Genomic DNA, 18,833 nt, shown 5'->3' on the forward strand with positions numbered 1-18,833 from the left:
CGGAAGTTAAGCTCTTCAGCGTTGATGATAGCCGGGGGTTCTCCCCCCGTGAAAGTAGATCGCTGCCGGGCACTAAAGCCTTTTTCTCTTACTTGAGAGGAAGGCTTTTATTATATGAAATGATTTAATAATTGAGGTTGACTATGTCTTCAAAGCCCTTTACAATAGTATTTGTGTCTGAACAGGGCATACGTAAGCTTACATAGCTGAAACGTTTTATTTTATCTGCTTCCTTAGCTCAGCAGGTAGAGCGCATCCATGGTAAGGATGAGGTCACCGGTTCGAATCCGGTAGGAAGCTCCATTTAATTAAATGACAACGCCAGTCCGAAATGCCGGACTGGCTTTTTTTATTCAGGCGGCTTTTAACAAAAGAGGTACTGGATAAAGATACTCTGTATTTTAAAAATTGCCGGAATAGGGTAAACTATACTCGTTCCGATAAAAGAACAGTTACTGTTAAAGAAGCGGTGGTGAGGTTTAAGTGAGGAAAAAGAAGTACGCTGATTATGCTGAATTAAACGCTTTGGAATTAGAAGGCCGTGATTATGAGATACGTGTACTTCAGGGCGACCGTAAAGCCCTGGCAGCTCTGGCCCCGCACGGGGGAGCTATTGAAGCAGGAACAAGTGAACTGGTCGAAGAACTTCACCACAGCTGTCACTTTTCCGCTTATGATTTTCGTGCCAAAAAGCGTACTGGTAACAGGAGTCTGCATATCAGATCCACACGTTTTGATGAACCAAGAGCCCTCTTATTAGCTGCTGAAGCTTTATTTACAGTTACTCTTCATGGATACAGGGGTGAGGAGAAAAAAACCTATATAGGAGGACTGGATACGTTCACAGCAAATCTTATAGGTACAGAGCTGGCTGCTGCCGGTTTTAATGTGGATTTTGAACCTCCATCTGCTATAGAAGGAAAGTATGAAGGAAATATATGTAACAAAAATGCAAGAATGCAGGGTGTACAGCTTGAGATCAGTTCAGCCCAGCGCCGTGCTTTTTTTGCTAATGAAGACTTGCGCAGTGCGAATAGAGGCAACCGTCTTTCTTCTTTTTATGAGTATGCCGGAGCGATTGGGAGAGCTTTGATACGGGCGGAAACCACCGCTCGCGTGAAAGAAATGCAGATGTCTGAATAAACAATGACCAGGCTGTTTTAAAAGCCTGAGTATTACATAAAAAGCTGGTAAAAGGCGATACCTGCGTTTACAGCAAAAAGAAGACCGATAAGAAATCCTCCAAGTAAAGATACGGTATTAACCCGTATCCGTGGGTCGCGGATAGTAAGAGCTGCGGCCAGGGTTAAAGTAATGAGCGCTGAAAGATAAAATCCGAGTCGGACTACTTCATGGGCTCTGTCACCCAGCTCCCATGTTAGTGCCTGATAGATCATTCCCATTCCGAATATAAGCATAACTGTAAAGAAAATGACGCCAGTGCGTCGCAGAATAGACAGTTGGAGCACCTCCATTATTTATCAATTATATGTATTTAAGTATGCTTGAAAATGAACCAGGGCCGGGCCCTGACTTCGAGATTGCTGCCGGCTCTCTCCCGCCCTCCTCTGTAAGTATAACGCATGGGAATGATCCGTAATAATAATATTGGGAAAAGAGAGGGGCTTTTTATGTTTACGCACCGTATTCGTGAAGATCTCTATTTAAAGCTGCTGGAGCCATCAGATGCACAGGCCGTCTTTGCGCTGACAGACAATTCACGGACTCATTTAAGACAGTGGCTCCCGTGGGTCGATCATACAAATGAAGAAAAGGACACAAAAGCGTTCATCCATAGTGTACGCCAGGGGTGGGCGGATCAAAAACTTTTTTCTGCTGGTATCGTTTTTCAGGGAAGCATTGCTGGCGTAGCCGGCTTCAACCGTCTGGATCATCAAAACAACCTTGGAGAAATTGGCTACTGGCTTGGAGAGGATTATCAGGGAAAAGGCATTATGACTGACGCTGCAAAAGCGTTTATTTCTTATGGCTTTGAACAGCTTGGCTTAAATAAAATCGTTATTAAAGTTGCCACGGCTAACGAAAAAAGCAAGGCGGTGCCAGAGAGGCTGGGGTTTAAGCAGGAAGGGATACTGCGGCAGGAACACTGGCTGCATGACCAATACGTGGATATTGTAGTTTACAGTCTGCTGAATGAAGAATGGAAAATTTAACTGGTCGCAACTGCGCAGCGAAATATATTATAATAATGCAATGTGTGCAAATTCATAATTAGATTGAGGGGTTATTTTTGGTGATTGTAGTAAGTGGAATGATTGGTATTGGCAAAACGAGCGTCGCGCAAATACTTGGGGAAGGCCTGGACTCGAAAGTGTACTATGAGCATGTATCAGAAAACCCGATTCTTCCTTTGTTTTATCAGGCAGATCAAAAAGAAATTAATGAAAAAAGGTATCCATTTTTGCTTCAGCTCTATTTTCTCCGGACGAGGTTCCAATCGATCAAACAGGCTTACAAGGATGACGATGCTATTTTAGATCGGAGCATTTATGAAGACTGGTATTTCACGAAAATTAATCGTGATCTCGGAAATATTAACGATATGGAGTTTTCCATTTACGAAGGTCTGCTTGAAGAAATGATGAAAGAAATTGAAGGGCTTCCTTACAAAAAGGCACCGGACCTAAACGTTTATCTGCGTGGCTCCTTCGAAACAGTAATGGACCGGATCTTCGAACGCGGGCGGGATTTCGAACAGGACGAGGAGCTGGTTGAATACTACCGGAAGCTCTGGGAAGGCTACGACGACTGGCTGGAAAATTACTATAGCGCAAGTGATACACTAATTGTAGATATGGATAAGACGGATGTCGTTCACAACCCGCAGGATGCTGAAGACCTGGTGGAACAAGTGAAAGATCTCCTGCATGCGAATAATAAGATATAGGCAGAATAAAGCTCCCGGGAATAAAGTCTCCGGGAGCTATTTCTTATATAATTAGAAAAATATGAAGGAAAAGTATGGAAAAGGATAATATTGAATATTATTGCATGACAATCATTGCAGGAATATTTCAAAAAATTGTAACAGTTTACAGTCTTCTAACAACAATGTGTGAGACCTTGTAGTGCTGAGAGTCGCTACGTATACTAAGCCGTAAGCAAACATATCAAATAAAAAATCAGGAGGTGACAGCGTTAATTTATTAACAGGCAGAGTTTATACATATAGGAAACAAAAACGTGCCCCAAAGGCAACACTGTTAATAAACATAGCGTGCACTATTTATGAAAAAATTTGTAATGAGTTCGGCAGTAGCAGCAGCAATTTTATTCGCTCCCTCAGTAGCGGATGCTTCCATTGGGGATCAAAACCTTAAATCAGGAATGAATGATTCAGACGTTTCAGAATTGCAACAATGGCTGAATGATAAAGGATATGAGGCAGGTCCTGTAGATGGAGTTTTCGGACCTCAAACGAAGCAGGGTGTTGAATCCTTCCAGGCAGCGCAAAGCATTTCCGTAGATGGGGTCGCTGGCCCGGAAACGTTTGGGGAGATGAACTTAGGTGATTCGGACACTTCAGAAAGCAGCTCTGAATCGTCAGAGGAATCGACAGTAGCTGGGGAGTCTACATATAACAGTTCCGGGTTTGCGCTTCCGGCTTCGGGTCCTGTAACGTCTGAATATGGCCAGCGGGGAAGCGGCTCCCATAATGGTATAGATATTGGACACGGCGGCAGCTCAAGTATTTCTGCTTCTGCTTCCGGAACAGTAACATATGCCGGTACGATGAGCGGCTATGGCAATACCATTATTTTAGAGCATAATATTGATGGACAGACGTACAACACTCTATATGCTCATTTAAATTCCATTAATGTATCGAATGGGGAATCTGTCTCCCAGGGAGAAAGCATTGGCGTGATGGGTAACACTGGACGGAGCACGGGCACACACCTGCATTTCGAAGTACATGAAGGTGCCTGGAACGGGGCAAAATCAAACGCCGTTAACCCGCGTTCCTACGTTTCATTTTAATTAACTTAAAAAACAGCGCAGCCTCTGTCTAAGAAGCTGCGCTGTTTTGTTTATATAAAAAGCCCCGGCTTAGCAGGCCGGGACTTTAAATCAGTTATTCTTCGGACTCGCTGTCTTCTTCCGATTCAGAAGCTAAATTATTTTCAATGTTTGCGTCTTCACGCAATTCTTCGGTGTATTCCTGCTGTTGTTCCTGCTGTTTCTGCGATTCAAGCTGTTGTTCAAGCTGAGGACGCAGTTCATCAAGAGAGCCTGCTTCTTCTCCCTGGCCTTGAGAAACTTGATCGTATAATTCTTCGACTTCTTCGTCGGAGACTTCTACATCTTCAAGCTCTTCATCCAGGAGAGCCTGTATCTGCAGGGAAGTTTGTGCTTCCTCGCGCAGTTCTTCTTCTGTGTAGCCCTGTTCTTCAAGAGCCTGCTGGTATTCTTCATCAGATTCAAACTGTTCTCTTAGAGAGCTTACCTGCTCATCTACCTCTTCTTCATCGACCTCGTAATCCCCTGCTTCAGCTTCCTGTGCTAAAAGCTCCTGGTCAATAAGGGAGTCAGCCGTTTGTTCTTTTAGGGTCGATTGGACTTCTTCATTACTTTGGTCACCGGAAGAGGCAGCTTGAGGAGCATACTGCTCATAGTTAGAAGTAAAGATTGGTTCAAATTCCTCTTTGGTGATTTCTTCTCCATTTACGGTGGCGACGGTGTCAGGAACATCGCTTAAGTCTGGTTCAGGTAAGTCTTCAGCCTGTTCTTCGCCAGATGCCTGTTCATCAGACTGTTCATCAGAGGATCCTTCATCTGATTCTTCTTGTTGATTGTTATCATTGCTGTTATTGGAGTTTTCCTCTGACTGTTGTTCTTCGTTTCCATTATTGCCCTCAGAGGAATTCTCTCCGCCATCGCCATTGCTGCAGGCACCAACGATTGCTACCGACAGGGCGAGGCCTGTACTCAGAATCCATTTTTTGCTCACTCTGATTTCTCCTCTCCATTGTATGTTCTTCGGGCATTGTAACACACGTCGTTACTCCTGTATGCTTTAATAGTCTATAAAAATGTATAATTATTATGAAAACTTGTAAAAAAAGAAAAAAGTATTGGAAGTTGCGGGAGATTGCAGGGAAATCTCAAAATTCCCCGGAAAATGACCGTGATATTACAGGGAGAAAAGGTGGACGGTCAGTATGGCTGCGTATATTATGCTTATTATGGTAGTTTTCTTTTATTCTGGAAATATTTTAGTAGGAAAGGCTATCAATGACCTCCCTCCTTTTACTATAGCTTTTTTCAGGCTGATTATTGCTTTTTTGTGCATCATACCCCTGGGGTGGAAAAGCGCCTGGAAGGCGAGGAACTTATTTTGGAAGCATAGGCTGCCGCTTATTGTTTTAACAGCTACAGGAGTCACGTTTTTTAATACATTTATTTATGGAGCACTCCAATTTACTTCATCCACTAATGTTTCTGTACTGGAAACAGTAATTCCGGCAGTAACCGTTTTATTAAGTACATATATTTTAAAAGAGAGGCTGCGCTATATTCAATGGATCGGTGTCGTACTATCCATTGTAGGGGCGCTGTGGGTAGTAATGAATGGGAGACTGTTTGCCGTTGCAGAAATGAACTGGAATGCCGGCGACGGTATTATGATAGGGGCAGTAGCCTGCTGGTCCATTTATTCCATCGCTGTTAAACGTTATATGCATCTGTTTCCCCCCTACGGTGTACTGCTCGTAATGACAGGAGCTTCCATTATAATTTTACTTCCTTTTATTACGGCAGAGTGGCTCTTTCTAGGCGTGCCTTCCTTCACCTTAAGCGGGCAGCTGCCGAGCCTTGCTTATCTGGGGATTTTTCCAGGGTTCATTGCTCTATTGTTTTATAACCGGGCAGTAGACCAGCTTGGAGCCTCAAAAGCTTCGGTTTTCCTGAATTTTCTTCCCGTAGTTACGATGGCGGGGGCGGTGCTCTGGCTTGGAGAAACATTAACACCGGCCAAGGTGATCGGGGCGCTGATTGTGATAGCCGGTGTGCTGCTTACCACACAGGGAAAACCAAAACGATTTCCTGCAGCATAAACGAAAAAAGGTCGTAAAAAGCTGCTTCTCCCAGATAGGGAGAGGCAGCTTTTAGTGTTCTGCGGGCGTCTCGGGACCGGAGAGGGCGCGTTGGTAAAAAACAAGATCAAGCCAGCGTTCAAACTTGTACCCGGCTTTTTTCACCGTACCCACGTATTCAAAATCCTCCGTTTCGTGCAGATAGATGCTTCCCGGGTTGGAAGAGTCTATGCCGGCAATCATAGTGGCGAAGCCTTCCCGTTCAGCGTGGTCGATTAAGGCACGGAGCAGCTCACGGCCGATCCCGGCACCACGGGCACCGGGGTGAACATATACTGAATGTTCAATGGAGTATTTGAAAGCTGCCCAGGGGCGGAACGGCCCGTAAGCAGCGTATCCCTGGACCTTTCCATTCTGCTCATAAACAAAAACAGGAAGGCCGTTTTGCTTTTTTGTGCGTAGCCATTCCAGTCGGTTTTCTACCGAATAGGGATGGTAATCGTAGACAGCGGTCGTGTTTATGATTGCGTCATTATATATCTCGGTAATCGCGTGGATATCGGCTTCTTCAGCCTGGCGGATGCTCATAGTGATTCCCCTTTCTCCGCTTAAAAATAATACAATTCTCTTCTTTTCGCAATCATTATGTATAAAGAAAGGAAGAGCAGGGAATATATTTTAAGGACCATAAAGAAAATAGCCGAAGAGGCTAAATAGGAGGGAGAGCAAGATATGACACTAAAAGTAGTTTTTGATTCCGGGATCGCTGGCAGTGACCGTATTCAGGTGAATGATGAAATTACGCTGACGTATACTTGTGAGCATTATGAACCAATAGACGGATCCCCTTATTTTAAAGTGAATTTTGAGACGAAGGACCCTTTTGAACCGGAGGAGGGGACTGTCTATTTTGATGGTACGAATTCCAGAGTGGATAAGTACGGTCATGTGTTTTATCTGTTATAAAAAGAAGCTGCCTGTGCGGCTTCTTAGTACATAAGAACAAGTGGGAGTGCGGGCCATGTGGTTTATTTTAGCGCTGTTAAGCGCCTTGGTATTTGGGTTTTCTTCTTTTTTCATGAAGGTTAATTCTTTTTGGCAGCTGCCGTTAACGCCGTTTTTGACGGGGCTCTATGCCAGCGGGAGCTTCGGTTTTCTGGGATATGCTTTTATGGAGGGCTCCTTGCATTTGAACCTCGCAGTGCTTTTTGGCGGGGTAATGGTAGGAGCGGGGTCCACTTTCGGAAACCTTCTATACATGAAAGCTTTAAACGTTGGGCCAGCGAGTCTTTCCTCTCCGCTGGTAAATACAAACATCCTGCTGATTGTTCTCTTGGGCTTGTTTGTATACGGGGAGCAGATTGGAGCAGTGCAGTACGCGGGCATTGGTTTAATTATGGCAGCTATTGCCGTACTGCCGTTGGATCCGAAGGAGGACTTCTCGATAAAAAGCGGCATATGGTATGGCTTTATTTTAACAGCCACATTATTTATGTTTTTCCGGAATGGAGGGCTGAAAATAACAGAAGAAGCCGGACTTGAGAATACGCCGGTATTGTTTACAGGCTATCTGTTTGGCATGCTTTATTCGTTATACGGATGGCGCCGGGAAAAGAAGCAAAAAGTTCGTGCCGCCGCTCATATACATACGAAAAAGGGCTTTAGGTGGGGACTGGTTACGGGGATTTTTTCATTTGGAGGGATGCAGCTGTACGCTGCCGCTCTTCGGGAAGGACCGGCGAGTATTGTTTCTCCTCTGTTTGCCGCCCACTCGCTTTTGGTAGCGGTGCTTTCCATGCTTTATCTGCAGGAGCGTATTACCAGGTATCAGGCGATAATTCTTGCAGTGGTTCTTATAGGGATTGTTTTTCTGCGACTGTGATATAAGAATCCGCCAAAAAAAGGCGGACTTTGGGGTTTATGCGCGTTCACCAACGACAGCAAAGCGCTGGTTGTCATGAGCCGCTGTTTCCATTTCATCGACAACTGCCACCGCGTAGTCCGCATAGCTGATATAGCTTTCTTCGTCGCTGTTAAGCGGCAGTACGTCCTGGGAGGTGGAATAAGATCCTGTGCGCTTGCCCTCTGCGTCAAAATTTACAGCCGGACTGATAAATGTCCACCGTATGCCGTTTGTCTGCTGAAGGTCCTGTAAATTCCGGCTCTGCCCGTTAGCGGTGGGCTTTACCGCCTCGGGGAATTCCGGCATTTCCACGACTCGGGTGGTTTTTCCGTTATCGGTAAACAGGCTGCCGGCGCCGCCTACAACGATGAGGCGGGGGACTGCAGCTTCCTGAATAATAGAAATGAGGTGCCGTCCGGCTTCTACATGTGCTTCTTCTTCGCCCAGCCCGGCCCCAAACGCATTCACCACCACGTCAAAGTCCGATACGTCTGAAGCAGTTAAAGAAAAAAGGTCTTTTTCTTTTATATCAGCGCTGCTGTCAGAAAGCTTCGAAGCGTCCCGGACGATCGCTGTCGCCTCTATGCCCCGGGCTTCTGCTTCTTTTAAAATACGTCTGCCCGCTTTTCCGGAAGCTCCGATAATGCCTGCTTTCATACCTTAATCACACCTTTGTTTATAGTTTATACAGATGCATAAATGAGTAGAAAATCTTTATACAAAGAGATGAGACGTTACGTCCGCCAGGCTCTGCTTCTCCAGCTCGGCTTCCATAGCATTCTGTGCACGCTTAAAGGATTCGTCGAGAGTGCTTTGAATATTTCGTCCGACAGGACAGTCAGGGTTTGGACTGCTGTGGGTGGAAAACAGCAGGTCGTCCTGCTGAACCGCCCGGTAAATATCAAGGAGCGTAATATCTTCCGGCGCCTTGGTGATTAAAGCACCGGAGATGCCGGCCTTCGTCTGCAGCAGGCCTGCCTGCTTTAGCATACTTGAAATCCTGCGGATAACGACAGGATTTGTATTGACACTTGCTGCCATATAACTGGAGCTGAGTCTTCGCTCCGGCTCACTTGCAAGCAGCGAAAGAATATGAACAGCGACAGAGAATCGTGTATTTATCATTGTTGTTGATCACCACCTGTAACTTAATGGTTTCAAAACGATCATAGAATATCCGCTTATAAAAGTTCAGTACCATTTCTTATTTCGGCTCCTCGGCTTCGAAATTGAACGACGTTAGCCAAGTGCTTTTAACTATACCCATTTTCATCAATAATAGAACCAGAAATTGAGATGGGTCGGTTCTCCTGAAAGGAGCAGTGTTCAGTGCTCAGCGTTTTCCGGTTCTACGTGCACGTGGACGTCATGTACACCGTGCTGCTCGATTAGAGCGTATTCGACTTTTGTAGCTGTGTTGTGTGCTTCCTGGATATCGAGTGAAGGATCCACAAGAATGGTAATATCCACCACAGTGTTGTTGCCGTAATTTCTTGCTTTAATATTCCGGACTTTCTGCACGTCGTACAGTTTGGAAATTGTTTCCCGGTAATCTTCAATTTTATTTTCATCGAACCCGTCGGTGAGCTGCAGGGCAGCGCCACGGAAAACATCCCAGCCTGTTTTAATAATTAATAAGCCCACAAGAGCAGCGGTCAGTGGATCGAGCCAATACAGCTGAAACTGAGCACCAATAATACCGATAACTGTGCCGATACTCACCATGGCATCGCTCCAATTATCCTTAGCTGCAGCCATAATAGAGGGACTGTTAATTTTCTTGGATAAATTTTTGTTGTAGGTGTATACGCCGAACATACAGACGGCGGCAAAAGCGCCGACAAATGCAGAAATTAAGCCAGGAGGTTCGGACGGTCCGGCCAGAATAGATTGCACCGCGCTCACAAATACCTGAAGACCGACAGCAAGCATAATAAAAGAAGTAAACAAAGAAGCCACCATTTCTGCCTTCCAGTGGCCGTAAGGATGGTCGGCGTCCGGCGGCTTCTGGGAATAGCGGAGGCCGAACAAAACAGCGATCGAAGCGATGGTGTCTGTTAAATTATTTAAACCGTCGGCACGTAGAGCCGCAGAATTAGCCAGCTGGCCGACTGTGAGCTTTAAAGCAGATAAAAATAAATAAGCGAAGATGCTGATGATAGCTCCCCGCTCTCCTCGTTTTAAGTTGCGAATACGTTCATCATTCATATGGCCGGTCTCCTTGCGCAATTGATCGATCTATAGAGTAGCAGGAAAGCTGCCATTGAGTCTACAGCAACGTTTTTCTACAAAGGTATAAAAATGACTAAAGGGAAAAAAAGTTGCTTGATAGCAAAATACGTAATAATGTATAAAGTATAAGCTTTTTGTTCCCAATAGTCTGTAATATTTGTTATACTAAACCCATCAACCAGTTATATAACAATGAACCATTCGTTATGCTTAGGTGAACTATGTGAAGAACCTATTAGCAGTAACGGGTGGCATCAGCTATCAAGGAGGCCAATAGAATGGTTGAAAGAAATGCAGATGTGGAAGAATTTTTAAATTCGCTCCCGGAACAGCAGAGTTCGATATTCCGCTACATGCGAGATGAGTATGAAGCATTGGCAGAGCGGGGGGAGCGGTTCGACGAAGCTAAGAATGACGAACATGTAGAAATTCTGGCCAGTAAAAAATTCGACGTCTCTCCTTTAGAAGCTGGGAACATTTACGCGACGGTAGAATCGCGTATTAATGCTTTTGAAGCCCTGCGTTCTTCGTAAAAAACTCTAATAGACCAACGACGAAAAAACCTGCTGGCTCAGCAGGTTTTTTGTGCAGCGAAGCTGGAAAAAGAGTGATTTGGTTTAAATAATTCTTCGCACTGATAGGTTCGCCGTTCAGAAATAGCTGTTAAGAAGAGCGATCTTTCTGATACAATATACCCGTAGCTTTCATTAGAGGCGGAGGAACAAGGCATGAAAACGATCTTTTACAGTCTGCTTTTTGTTATAGGGGCAGCTTTACTAATCAACGCGTCATTTTTTGCACTTCCGCAAAAAACCGTAGCATCTCTTTTGACACACCAGGATGAACCGAAAAACGCAGACGTTATCATTGCTCTCAGCGGCGATTTTGAACGTTTAAATACGGTGGCCGATCTAATAGAAGAAGACTATGCGGATAAAGTGATCTTAACCAATGGAGAAGATGGCAGCTTTAATGAAAACCTGGCTGTGCGGGCAGGAATACCTGAAGAAGCAATTATTATGGAAAATCAGGCAGTCAGCACTCATGAAAATGCTGTTTATTCAAAAGAGCTTATGCAGGATCGGAATTTTGATTCTGCCCTGGTAGTAACGAGTGACTACCATATGAAACGGACCAAAATCCAATTTGATGATGTAATGGTGGATACGGGTATTACTCTGGATTACGTGCCTCATGTGCATGCGGAGGAAGCCTGGGGCCCCAAGCACTTACAGCTTTGGAAGGAATTTTATAAACTGACCGGTACTATAGGGATCGAATCGTGGGACCGTATGTCATAAAAAAACGAGCAGAGAGTATCTGCTCGTTTTTATTTGCTTAAGATCGGACAGAGCCGTGAGGGTCAATAACGAATTTCTTCGCCGCCCCTTTGTCAAAGTCCTGGTAGCCTTTAGGGGCGTCGTCCAATGAAATCAGTGTAGCGTTTACAGCTTTGGCAATCTGCGCTTTATCGCTTAGAATCAATTTTAGCAGATTGCGATGGTATTTCATAACCGGTGTCTGTCCGGTAACGAACGTATGGGCTTTCGCCCAGCCTAAACCGATACGAATTTTCAGGGAGCCCTGCTTGGCGTCTTCATCGGAAGCGCCAGGGTCTTCGGTCACGTAAAGCCCCGGAATACCCAGCTGTCCGCCGGCTTCTGTAACCGTCATGATCGAATTCAGCACGGTGGCTGGAGCTTCTTTTGCGTCGGGTCCGTGGCCGGATGCTTCAAAACCGACGGCGTCAACGGCGCAGTCTACTTCTGGTATACCGAGGATTTGCTCAATTTGTTCACCTAGACTGTCATGCTTTGTTAAGTTTACAGTTTCGCAGCCGAAGCTTTCTGCCTGCTTCAGGCGCTGTTCATTAAGGTCACCGACAATAACAACGGAGGCACCGAGAAGCTGTGCTGAGTGCGCGGCTGCAAGTCCTACAGGTCCTGCACCGGCGACATATACAGTCGAACCGGGACGTACACCTGCAGAAGCAGCTCCGTGGAAGCCGGTTGGGAAAATATCTGAAAGCATGGTCAGATCCATGATTTTTTCCATCGCCTGCTCTTTATCCGGGAAGGCAAGCAGCTGAAAGTCTGCATAAGGGACCATAACGTATTCAGACTGACCGCCTACCCAGCCGCCCATGTCTACATAACCATAAGCGCCGCCCGGCCGCTCAGGGTTTACGTTCAAACATATATGAGTTTTCTGTTCTTTACATAATTTACATCTGCCGCACGCTACGTTAAATGGTACAGAGACAAGATCACCTTTTTTAATAAATTCTACGTCGCGTCCCACTTCCACTACTTCCCCTGTAATTTCATGCCCAAGAGCCAGTCCTTTAGGAGCCGTTGTACGGCCGCGCACCATGTGCTGGTCGCTTCCGCAAATATTTGTCGTCACAATCTTAAGAATGACACCGTGTTCACATTTCCGTCCTGCGTTGGACGGCGGGACCCCAGGGCCTTCGTGAAGTACTAAATCAGGATAGCCAATGTCTTGAATTTCAACGTGCCCAGCGCCTTGATAAACCACTGCTTTGTTGCTCATCCTTTGATTCCTCCTCATAGTAGTGAAGTAGGAGCGCTTACGCCCTACCCCCAGTGTATTTGATAAACTAGCGGTAAGGAAGAACGCACTTTCTTGTTTGTTGCTTTCCGCTATGATAGTATGTATAAAAAAGGGAGCGCTTTCATATGATGGATCCATTTCAGGCACATTGCAAGATGGAAGTGACGCTGGCTGTAATTAGTGGCAAATGGAAAGCAGACATTGTTCAGATACTATCCGATGGTACTCCCCGAAGATACGGTTTTTTTCAAAAAAATCTTCCTGAAGTCACTCCGAAAATATTGACTAATCAGCTGCGTGAGCTTGAAAATGCGGGCATTTTGACCCGTGTCATTTATCCAGAGGTGCCGGTGCGAGTGGAATATCAGCTTACGGAAGCCGGAACAGGTCTTCTCCCGATTTTAGAAGCAATGGAGAGATGGGCTCAAAGCTATACAAAAAAATTTCAGTAAATCGGTTGTAAAATACAGATTGGCATCCCCTTTTATATATAGAAGCCGCAATATACCGGCTGACTATATGAAAAAGGGGATGTTGTAATGTTTCAGCAGCTGCCACAGCTCGTCGACGTCAGGAGAAGCGTGAAAAGAAATGGTTCTTACCAGAAGCGGTCGCTATCACAGATTACAGGAATTGCAAGACACCATTCAGCAACCACAAGTGGCGATGCTTTTTCCTTCGCCAATTATCATGTGGATTCTCTCGGCTGGCCAAGCGTTGGTTATCATTTTGTCATTACCAGAGACGGGACAATTCAATGGGCCAATGGAATCGACCGGATTTCATATCATGTGGGAAACAACAATACGCCGTTAATAGGTGTCTGCCTGGTGGGAAGCGGTTCGTTTACCGAGGCCCAGGAGCGTTCGTTTTTTGATCTTCAGGCAGCACTTCGGGGGACAGAAGGAGTTGGTGTTTCCATTAGTGGGGTGAAAGGGCACCGGGAATATCCCGGCCACTCCTCAAACACGTGCCCGGGCATTGATATGGATAGTGTGAGAGAAGCGGTGCGTGAGGGCCATCCGGTAGGAGAAAACTTAACTCCGACGCTTCGTCCCGGGGACAACGGTCCGGCAGTGGCGCGGATGCAGCAGATGCTGCTTGATGCAGGAGAAAAACTGCCGCTGTACGGCACAGACGGAGATTTTGGAGATGAAACAGAAAAGGCGGTCCGTTCCTTCCAGGAGTCGCAGCGCTTAACAGTGGACGGCATCGTTGGCCCGAATACATGGGAGGCTCTCGAAAACTCTGCTGTTAAAGGAAACCTTGCGGTAGTCCTTGCCGAATTGCTGAATGTACGCTCCCGCCCATCTTTTGATGCTGACGCATTAGCGGGAACGGTCAGTCAAGGAGAGGCATTCACCATTATGGAAAAAGTGAATGTGGACGGCAGCAGTACTGGAATGTTTCAGCTGAAATCAGGTCTTTATATTACTGCTCATCCAGGCTATGTACAGGTGAAGTAAAAATGTTTGGGAGGTGGGTGCCATAGAGCATCCATCTTTTTTCCTGTTTTTTTATTTTTTATAATATTTATCCAAACAAATAACTTTTATCTATATAATGGGCATTATGCGGCGATAAAAAAACAGAATATTCCGATCAAATTTTAACACCGCATGCATTTTTAGTTGAAAGGAGTGCCACCATGCCAAGAAGGAAAAAAATCGGGCTGATTCTGGGACCGGCTTTATTTGCTTTATTGTTTTTCATCCCATCGCTTACCGGTCTTGAAAGCGAACCGAGAGCCGTACTTGCCGTGACAGTGTGGGTAGCTTCCTGGTGGATTACGGAAGCCCTGCCAATACCGGCTACTTCTCTTTTGCCTATATTTCTGCTGCCAATCACAGGAGGGGCGGATGAAGAAACGGCCACCATGGCATACGCCGATCCCATAGTTTTCATGTATATGGGTGGTTTCACCATTGCCCTTGCGATTGAAAAATGGAACTTACATAAACGGATTGCGATGACAATTATTTCGTTTGTCGGTACTGGGAGTCAGCGCATTGTGCTGGGCGTTATAATGGCGACTGCCCTGCTTTCCATGTGGATTTCAAATGCTGCGACAGCATTGATGATGCTGCCGATTGCGCTAGCGTTAATTAAAGAAGTAAAGGATAAAGATTTCTTTGATGAAGTCTCCTTGAACCGTTTTGCTAAGGGGTTGCTGCTTTCAGTGGCTTATGCGGCTTCTATCGGCGGGCTGGCGACATTGATAGGGTCAGTGCCCAATGCTGCTTTTGCGGCTGTAGCTTCTTCCAATCTGGATCGTACGGTTACTTTTGCAGAATGGTTTTTATTTGGTTTCCCTTTAACGGTTATTCTACTGACCGGCCTTTACTTTTATTTAACGAAAATACAATTCCGTGTGACAGCGCAAAAGGATATTTCATCTGATTTTGCAAGAAATCAGTTGAAAGAGCTGGGTCCGATGTCCTTTGAGGAAAAATCCGTTCTGACAATCTTTACAATTGTCGGTTTTCTTTGGATTACAAGCGGATTTATTCCGGAAGCCTATCGTCTTTCCGACACTTCAATCTCCATTATTGGAGCCACTTCAATGTTTTTGCTTCCAGCCAAACAAGAGAAAGGCGGACTCATGGTATGGCAGGATATGAAAGAGCTCCCCTGGGGGCTGCTCCTGCTTTTCGGAGGAGGCTTGTCCCTCGCAGCTGCATTTGAATCTTCGAATTTAACAGGATGGTTTGGGGAGCTTTTGGGGGGCCTTGAAGTGCTTCCTTTTGTCTTAATTTTAATAGTACTTGCTGCCATTGTGTTATTTATGACAGAAATCATGTCCAATACGGCCGTGTCGAATATGCTGATGCCGATAAGCATCGGTCTTGCGATGGGAATTGGGGTGGATCCTTATGCGATCATGGGGATCGTGGCTCTCACTGCCAGCTGTGCCTTCATGCTTCCCATATCGACTCCGCCCAACGCTGCGGTTTTCAGCTCAGATTATTTAACTATCGATGATATGGTCAAGGCCGGGTTTTGGATGAACATTGTAGCTATTTTCGTCATCGTAGCGTTTGTTTATTTCTGGCAGCCGGTCGTATTGAATTATTAATCGGCTGGGAAGGTTATTTTATGTACATCTATGATAAGAGTACTATAGAATTGCTGTTTCCGTTTGCACTTATATTGATTGTTTGGTTCATACTTGATGGAGTGCTGCGGCGTAGAACAAAATTGCCCTATATAAACAAACCAAAGCGCCGGAGAAGTAAATCAGTATTTATAGCAGAGAAGCTTCTGGAATGGACAGGAACGGCGTTTGTATTATTTTTTACCATTAGCTCCGGAGATTTTCTAATATGGCACTTGCTTTTTCTCGGGATGCCTTTAGCTTTAGTGCAACTAATTCAGGGGATGGAGCAGCGGGAAAATGTACCGGAATCGAAAGCCCACTGGCATTCATTTTTGGGAGCAGTATTTACTGCAGCTCTGATTTCCCGGGCGCTTGTTTTCCTTTACTAACTTCTAAAAGGCCAATATGCAGTTCAATTAAAAAACCGCCCTCTGCAAACAGGCAGAGAGGCGGTTACTTAAAATATGAAGGTATTAATCGATCGATTTTGCACCGATGTAATGCTCTTCCCAGTAGTCGCTGGTGGTATCGGCTGTTTCCACTCCGCCTGAGCCGGAATGGATCATTTGGTCGTCTCCAGTGTATATGCCGCTGTGCGAAGCTCCTTCTGTGTCATACGTACCTTCATAAAAGACAACGTCGCCCACGTTTGGCTCTTCTACGAATTCACCGTTGTTCTGCCAGATGCCTTCATGGGTTCGCGAAACGTCTGTGCCGTTTTCTTCAAACACGTAGTTGATAAAGCCGCTGCTGTCCAGGCCGCTTGCGGTAGTTCCGCCCCATTCATAAGGAGTGCCTAGTACGCTTTCCGCGGAATCGACAAGTCCGGAATCAGATGTATTGGCTGATGTGCTCTCAGTGGAAGGCTCCGAAGATTCTTCAGAGGATGCAGAAGCAACTTCTTCGCTTTCTTCATTATCTTCACTGCTTTCGCTGCTGCTCTCTTCTGTTTCACTGCCGGCACCGGAGGAGTCTTCTGCTTCATCCAATGCTCCCATTGTTTCAGGGCCTGCGATGCCATCTATGCTTAAGTTATTTTCTGTTTGAAACGCTTCTACAGCCTGTACAGTTTCATCATCATAAGTACCATCAGCTTCGGAGGTATAGTAATCTAGCTCGCTTAAAGCCGACTGAAGAGATTCTACACTGCTGCCGGTATCGTCAAGATAAAGCAGAGTGTCCTCATTAGATTCAGTTTCGTTTTCTGTATCCGAAGAGTCGTTTTGGCTGGAAGTGCTGCTTTCGTCTGACTCAGGATCAGCGAAGGCATCAGCATTTCCGCTTAAAGCCGGGGTCAGCGCTAGAGCCGTTACGACGGCAGAGGATAATATATATTTTGGTGCTTGTCTGTTGGATTTAAACATTCAGGTTCCTCCTCGTGGTGTAAATCAATTTATCGAACCACGAGTAAGTGTAACAAACAGAAAAATAAGGGAGGTTTCAGCCAGATTACGTTTTAATAACGTTAATTCTACGATTAGGACATAATTAATGATTACTTCCTCGTTAATGTAGACGTGAACGGCGGGAGGAAAGAAAAGAATCATTTTCAGCATCTGTAATATTTTTAATAAAATAAATATTATGATTATTTATATGACTATTATTTTAAAAAGGGGGTCGAACAATGGAGAAAGCAGAAAAGAGGCCGTTGAGAGAAAGAGTGAGGGTACTTGGTCCGGGAGTAATTGTAGCAGCATCATTTATAGGCCCGGGAACAGTGACGACAGCTACAGGTGCCGGGGCTTCTTTTGGCTTTGCGCTGCTCTGGGCAGTGATTTTTTCAATTGTCACCACCATCATACTTCAGGAAATGTGCTCGCGGCTGGGGATCATTACAGGGAAAGGGCTGGGAGCGGCAATAAGAGACCAATTCACCAACCCGCTGCTGAAATACGGATCCATGTGGCTCATGATTATTGCCATTGTATTCGGATGTGCTGCCTACATCGCGGGCGATTTACTTGGCACTTCGTTAGGACTAACGACACTGACAGGAGTTTCTGAAAATACGATCGGGCCTGTTGTAGGCATTGTCATTTTGTTGATCGGCCTGAGTGGCAGCTACAAGTTGATTGAACGGGTCATGATAGTATTAATTGCGGTCATGAGTGTAACGTTTGTGACTACAATGGTCACGGCCCAGCCTGATCCAGGTGAGCTGTTTCAGGGGGCCTTTGTTCCTTCCATTCCAACGGGAGCCATTATTACAGTGATTGCCATTGTTGGTACCACAGTTGTTCCTTATAATTTGTTCCTTCATTCAGAGAACGTGAAAGAACGCTGGAATGAACCGCGACATTTAAAGGAAGCGCGTCTGGACGTGTTTTTGTCAATTGGTTTAGGCGGTTTGATTACAGCCGCGATTTTAATCACATCAGGGGCGACGATCCGAGGACTGGAAGTGGAGTCTGTGGCAGACCTTGCTTTACAGCTTGAACCGCTGCTTGGAAGCTGGGCTACCGCTTTTATCAGTATAGGCTTATTTGCCGCCGGTTTTTCTTCCGCGCTTGCATCACCGCTCGGGGCAGCAGTTACCGTCAGCAGCGTATTGAAGTGGGAGCGTGGGATGAAGAACATCCGCTTCAAACTGGTCTTTTTGTCCGTGATGGCCATTGGAATTATTTCGTCCGGACTTGGATTCGAGCCGCTCGATGTTTTACTTTTTGCTCAGGCATTGAATGGCCTTATCCTGCCCTTTGTTTCCATCATGCTTTTAGTTATTATGAATAACAAAAACCGGCTTGGGCATTACGTGAATCATTGGAAGATGAATCTGGCAGGTGGAGTTATCGTTTTAGTCTGCATATTTCTCGGCGTCTACAGTATTGTAGATGCGATAGTGAGCATCATCTCGTAAACCGCCTGTTTTTCTCTCATGAAAATATAAAGAATACAGCATAGAAGTGACGAGAACGGGAATAGATAGTACTAATCGATACGAAGCTCTCGTCTGAACGCAAGCGTCGAA

General features: G+C 45.5%; 22 protein-coding genes and 1 tRNA gene. 15 read left to right on the forward strand and 8 right to left on the reverse strand.

All coding sequences use genetic code 11. The features are described 5' to 3' along the window. The first annotated feature begins 227 nt into the window (after positions 1–227). Both Q9M42_RS11290 and Q9M42_RS11295 read left to right on the forward strand, forming a co-directional pair. A tRNA-Thr gene (locus Q9M42_RS11290) sits at positions 228–303 on the forward strand. Positions 304–483: 180 nt separating this feature from the next. Next, positions 484–1,143, forward strand: a complete 660-nt coding sequence (locus tag Q9M42_RS11295) for a poly-gamma-glutamate hydrolase family protein (protein ID WP_322526576.1) — start codon at positions 484–486, stop codon at positions 1,141–1,143. 32 nt (positions 1,144–1,175) lie between these two features. Here Q9M42_RS11295 and Q9M42_RS11300 read toward each other — a convergent pair whose 3' ends face one another. Beyond that, positions 1,176–1,418 carry a hypothetical protein gene (locus Q9M42_RS11300; RefSeq protein ID WP_322526577.1) on the reverse strand — a complete coding sequence of 81 codons (243 nt, stop codon included), beginning with the start codon at positions 1,416–1,418 and terminating at the stop codon, positions 1,176–1,178. 213 nt (positions 1,419–1,631) lie between these two features. On the opposite strand from Q9M42_RS11300, the gene Q9M42_RS11305 reads away from it, so the two are divergent. The 3 genes from Q9M42_RS11305 (at position 1,632) to Q9M42_RS11315 (ending at position 4,002) form a co-directional block, all read left to right on the forward strand. Continuing rightward, positions 1,632–2,174, forward strand: coding sequence for a GNAT family N-acetyltransferase (locus Q9M42_RS11305; protein WP_322526578.1), 543 nt, complete (start codon positions 1,632–1,634; stop codon positions 2,172–2,174). A gap of 80 nt (positions 2,175–2,254) precedes the next feature. Next, positions 2,255–2,908 (forward strand): deoxynucleoside kinase, encoded by a 654-nt coding sequence (locus tag Q9M42_RS11310; RefSeq protein ID WP_322526579.1) that lies wholly within the window; start codon positions 2,255–2,257, stop codon positions 2,906–2,908. A gap of 356 nt (positions 2,909–3,264) precedes the next feature. Beyond that, on the forward strand, positions 3,265–4,002 hold the full coding sequence (locus Q9M42_RS11315; protein WP_322526580.1) for a peptidoglycan DD-metalloendopeptidase family protein: 738 nt from the start codon (positions 3,265–3,267) through the stop codon (positions 4,000–4,002). A gap of 94 nt (positions 4,003–4,096) precedes the next feature. Here Q9M42_RS11315 and Q9M42_RS11320 read toward each other — a convergent pair whose 3' ends face one another. Further along, on the reverse strand, positions 4,097–4,972 hold the full coding sequence (locus Q9M42_RS11320; protein ID WP_322526581.1) for a SurA N-terminal domain-containing protein: 876 nt from the start codon (positions 4,970–4,972) through the stop codon (positions 4,097–4,099). Positions 4,973–5,183: 211 nt separating this feature from the next. On the opposite strand from Q9M42_RS11320, the gene Q9M42_RS11325 reads away from it, so the two are divergent. Next, positions 5,184–6,077: a DMT family transporter gene (locus Q9M42_RS11325; protein WP_322526582.1), complete on the forward strand. Its 894-nt coding sequence runs from the start codon at positions 5,184–5,186 to the stop codon at positions 6,075–6,077. A 51-nt stretch (positions 6,078–6,128) separates the two neighbouring features. On the opposite strand, the gene Q9M42_RS11330 is transcribed toward Q9M42_RS11325, so the two are convergent. Beyond that, positions 6,129–6,644 carry a GNAT family N-acetyltransferase gene (locus Q9M42_RS11330; protein WP_322526583.1) on the reverse strand — a complete coding sequence of 172 codons (516 nt, stop codon included), beginning with the start codon at positions 6,642–6,644 and terminating at the stop codon, positions 6,129–6,131. Between the two features lie 144 nt (positions 6,645–6,788). Between Q9M42_RS11330 and Q9M42_RS11335 the strand changes: the two genes are divergently transcribed. Continuing rightward, positions 6,789–7,022 (forward strand): hypothetical protein, encoded by a 234-nt coding sequence (locus tag Q9M42_RS11335; protein ID WP_322526584.1) that lies wholly within the window; start codon positions 6,789–6,791, stop codon positions 7,020–7,022. Positions 7,023–7,077: 55 nt separating this feature from the next. Further along, positions 7,078–7,938 carry a DMT family transporter gene (locus Q9M42_RS11340; protein ID WP_322526585.1) on the forward strand — a complete coding sequence of 287 codons (861 nt, stop codon included), beginning with the start codon at positions 7,078–7,080 and terminating at the stop codon, positions 7,936–7,938. 36 nt (positions 7,939–7,974) lie between these two features. Here Q9M42_RS11340 and Q9M42_RS11345 read toward each other — a convergent pair whose 3' ends face one another. From Q9M42_RS11345 to Q9M42_RS11355, 3 genes are all read right to left on the reverse strand, one after another. Further along, the gene (locus tag Q9M42_RS11345; RefSeq protein WP_322526586.1) at positions 7,975–8,616 is read right to left on the reverse strand and encodes an NAD(P)-dependent oxidoreductase; all 642 of its coding nucleotides are present in this window, start codon (positions 8,614–8,616) and stop codon (positions 7,975–7,977) included. A gap of 57 nt (positions 8,617–8,673) precedes the next feature. Next, positions 8,674–9,084, reverse strand: a complete 411-nt coding sequence (locus Q9M42_RS11350; protein ID WP_322526587.1) for an Rrf2 family transcriptional regulator — start codon at positions 9,082–9,084, stop codon at positions 8,674–8,676. 201 nt (positions 9,085–9,285) lie between these two features. Then, positions 9,286–10,167, reverse strand: a complete 882-nt coding sequence (locus tag Q9M42_RS11355; protein WP_322526588.1) for a cation diffusion facilitator family transporter — start codon at positions 10,165–10,167, stop codon at positions 9,286–9,288. A 302-nt stretch (positions 10,168–10,469) separates the two neighbouring features. Here Q9M42_RS11355 and Q9M42_RS11360 point away from each other — a divergent pair, with 302 nt between their 5' ends. Further along, positions 10,470–10,724 (forward strand): hypothetical protein, encoded by a 255-nt coding sequence (locus Q9M42_RS11360; RefSeq protein WP_022794243.1) that lies wholly within the window; start codon positions 10,470–10,472, stop codon positions 10,722–10,724. Positions 10,725–10,919: 195 nt separating this feature from the next. After that, entirely contained in the window at positions 10,920–11,492 is a 573-nt protein-coding gene (locus tag Q9M42_RS11365; RefSeq protein ID WP_322526589.1) for a YdcF family protein, read from the forward strand. Between the two features lie 37 nt (positions 11,493–11,529). Here the strand turns inward: Q9M42_RS11365 and fdhA are convergent, their stop codons facing one another. Further along, positions 11,530–12,744 carry a formaldehyde dehydrogenase, glutathione-independent gene (gene fdhA / locus Q9M42_RS11370; RefSeq protein ID WP_322526590.1) on the reverse strand — a complete coding sequence of 405 codons (1,215 nt, stop codon included), beginning with the start codon at positions 12,742–12,744 and terminating at the stop codon, positions 11,530–11,532. Between the two features lie 146 nt (positions 12,745–12,890). On the opposite strand from fdhA, the gene Q9M42_RS11375 reads away from it, so the two are divergent. From Q9M42_RS11375 to Q9M42_RS11390, 4 genes are all read left to right on the forward strand, one after another. Beyond that, a complete protein-coding gene (locus Q9M42_RS11375) occupies positions 12,891–13,217 on the forward strand; it encodes a winged helix-turn-helix transcriptional regulator (RefSeq protein WP_322526591.1) in 327 nt (108 codons plus the stop codon). A gap of 87 nt (positions 13,218–13,304) precedes the next feature. Next, positions 13,305–14,231 carry a peptidoglycan recognition protein family protein gene (locus tag Q9M42_RS11380; RefSeq protein WP_322526592.1) on the forward strand — a complete coding sequence of 309 codons (927 nt, stop codon included), beginning with the start codon at positions 13,305–13,307 and terminating at the stop codon, positions 14,229–14,231. A 182-nt stretch (positions 14,232–14,413) separates the two neighbouring features. Continuing rightward, positions 14,414–15,841 (forward strand): SLC13 family permease, encoded by a 1,428-nt coding sequence (locus Q9M42_RS11385; protein WP_322526593.1) that lies wholly within the window; start codon positions 14,414–14,416, stop codon positions 15,839–15,841. Positions 15,842–15,861: 20 nt separating this feature from the next. Beyond that, complete coding sequence (locus Q9M42_RS11390; protein ID WP_322526594.1) at positions 15,862–16,251, forward strand: hypothetical protein; 390 nt, start codon at positions 15,862–15,864, stop codon at positions 16,249–16,251. 84 nt (positions 16,252–16,335) lie between these two features. Here Q9M42_RS11390 and Q9M42_RS11395 read toward each other — a convergent pair whose 3' ends face one another. Further along, positions 16,336–17,226, reverse strand: a complete 891-nt coding sequence (locus Q9M42_RS11395) for a C40 family peptidase (RefSeq protein WP_322526595.1) — start codon at positions 17,224–17,226, stop codon at positions 16,336–16,338. 263 nt (positions 17,227–17,489) lie between these two features. Between Q9M42_RS11395 and Q9M42_RS11400 the strand changes: the two genes are divergently transcribed. Beyond that, positions 17,490–18,722: an Nramp family divalent metal transporter gene (locus Q9M42_RS11400; protein ID WP_322526596.1), complete on the forward strand. Its 1,233-nt coding sequence runs from the start codon at positions 17,490–17,492 to the stop codon at positions 18,720–18,722. Positions 18,723–18,833 lie beyond the last annotated feature (111 nt).

Origin of the sequence: Marinococcus luteus (genome assembly GCF_034497705.1) — a bacterium.
Taxonomy (GTDB): domain Bacteria; phylum Bacillota; class Bacilli; order Bacillales; family Marinococcaceae; genus Marinococcus; species Marinococcus luteus_A.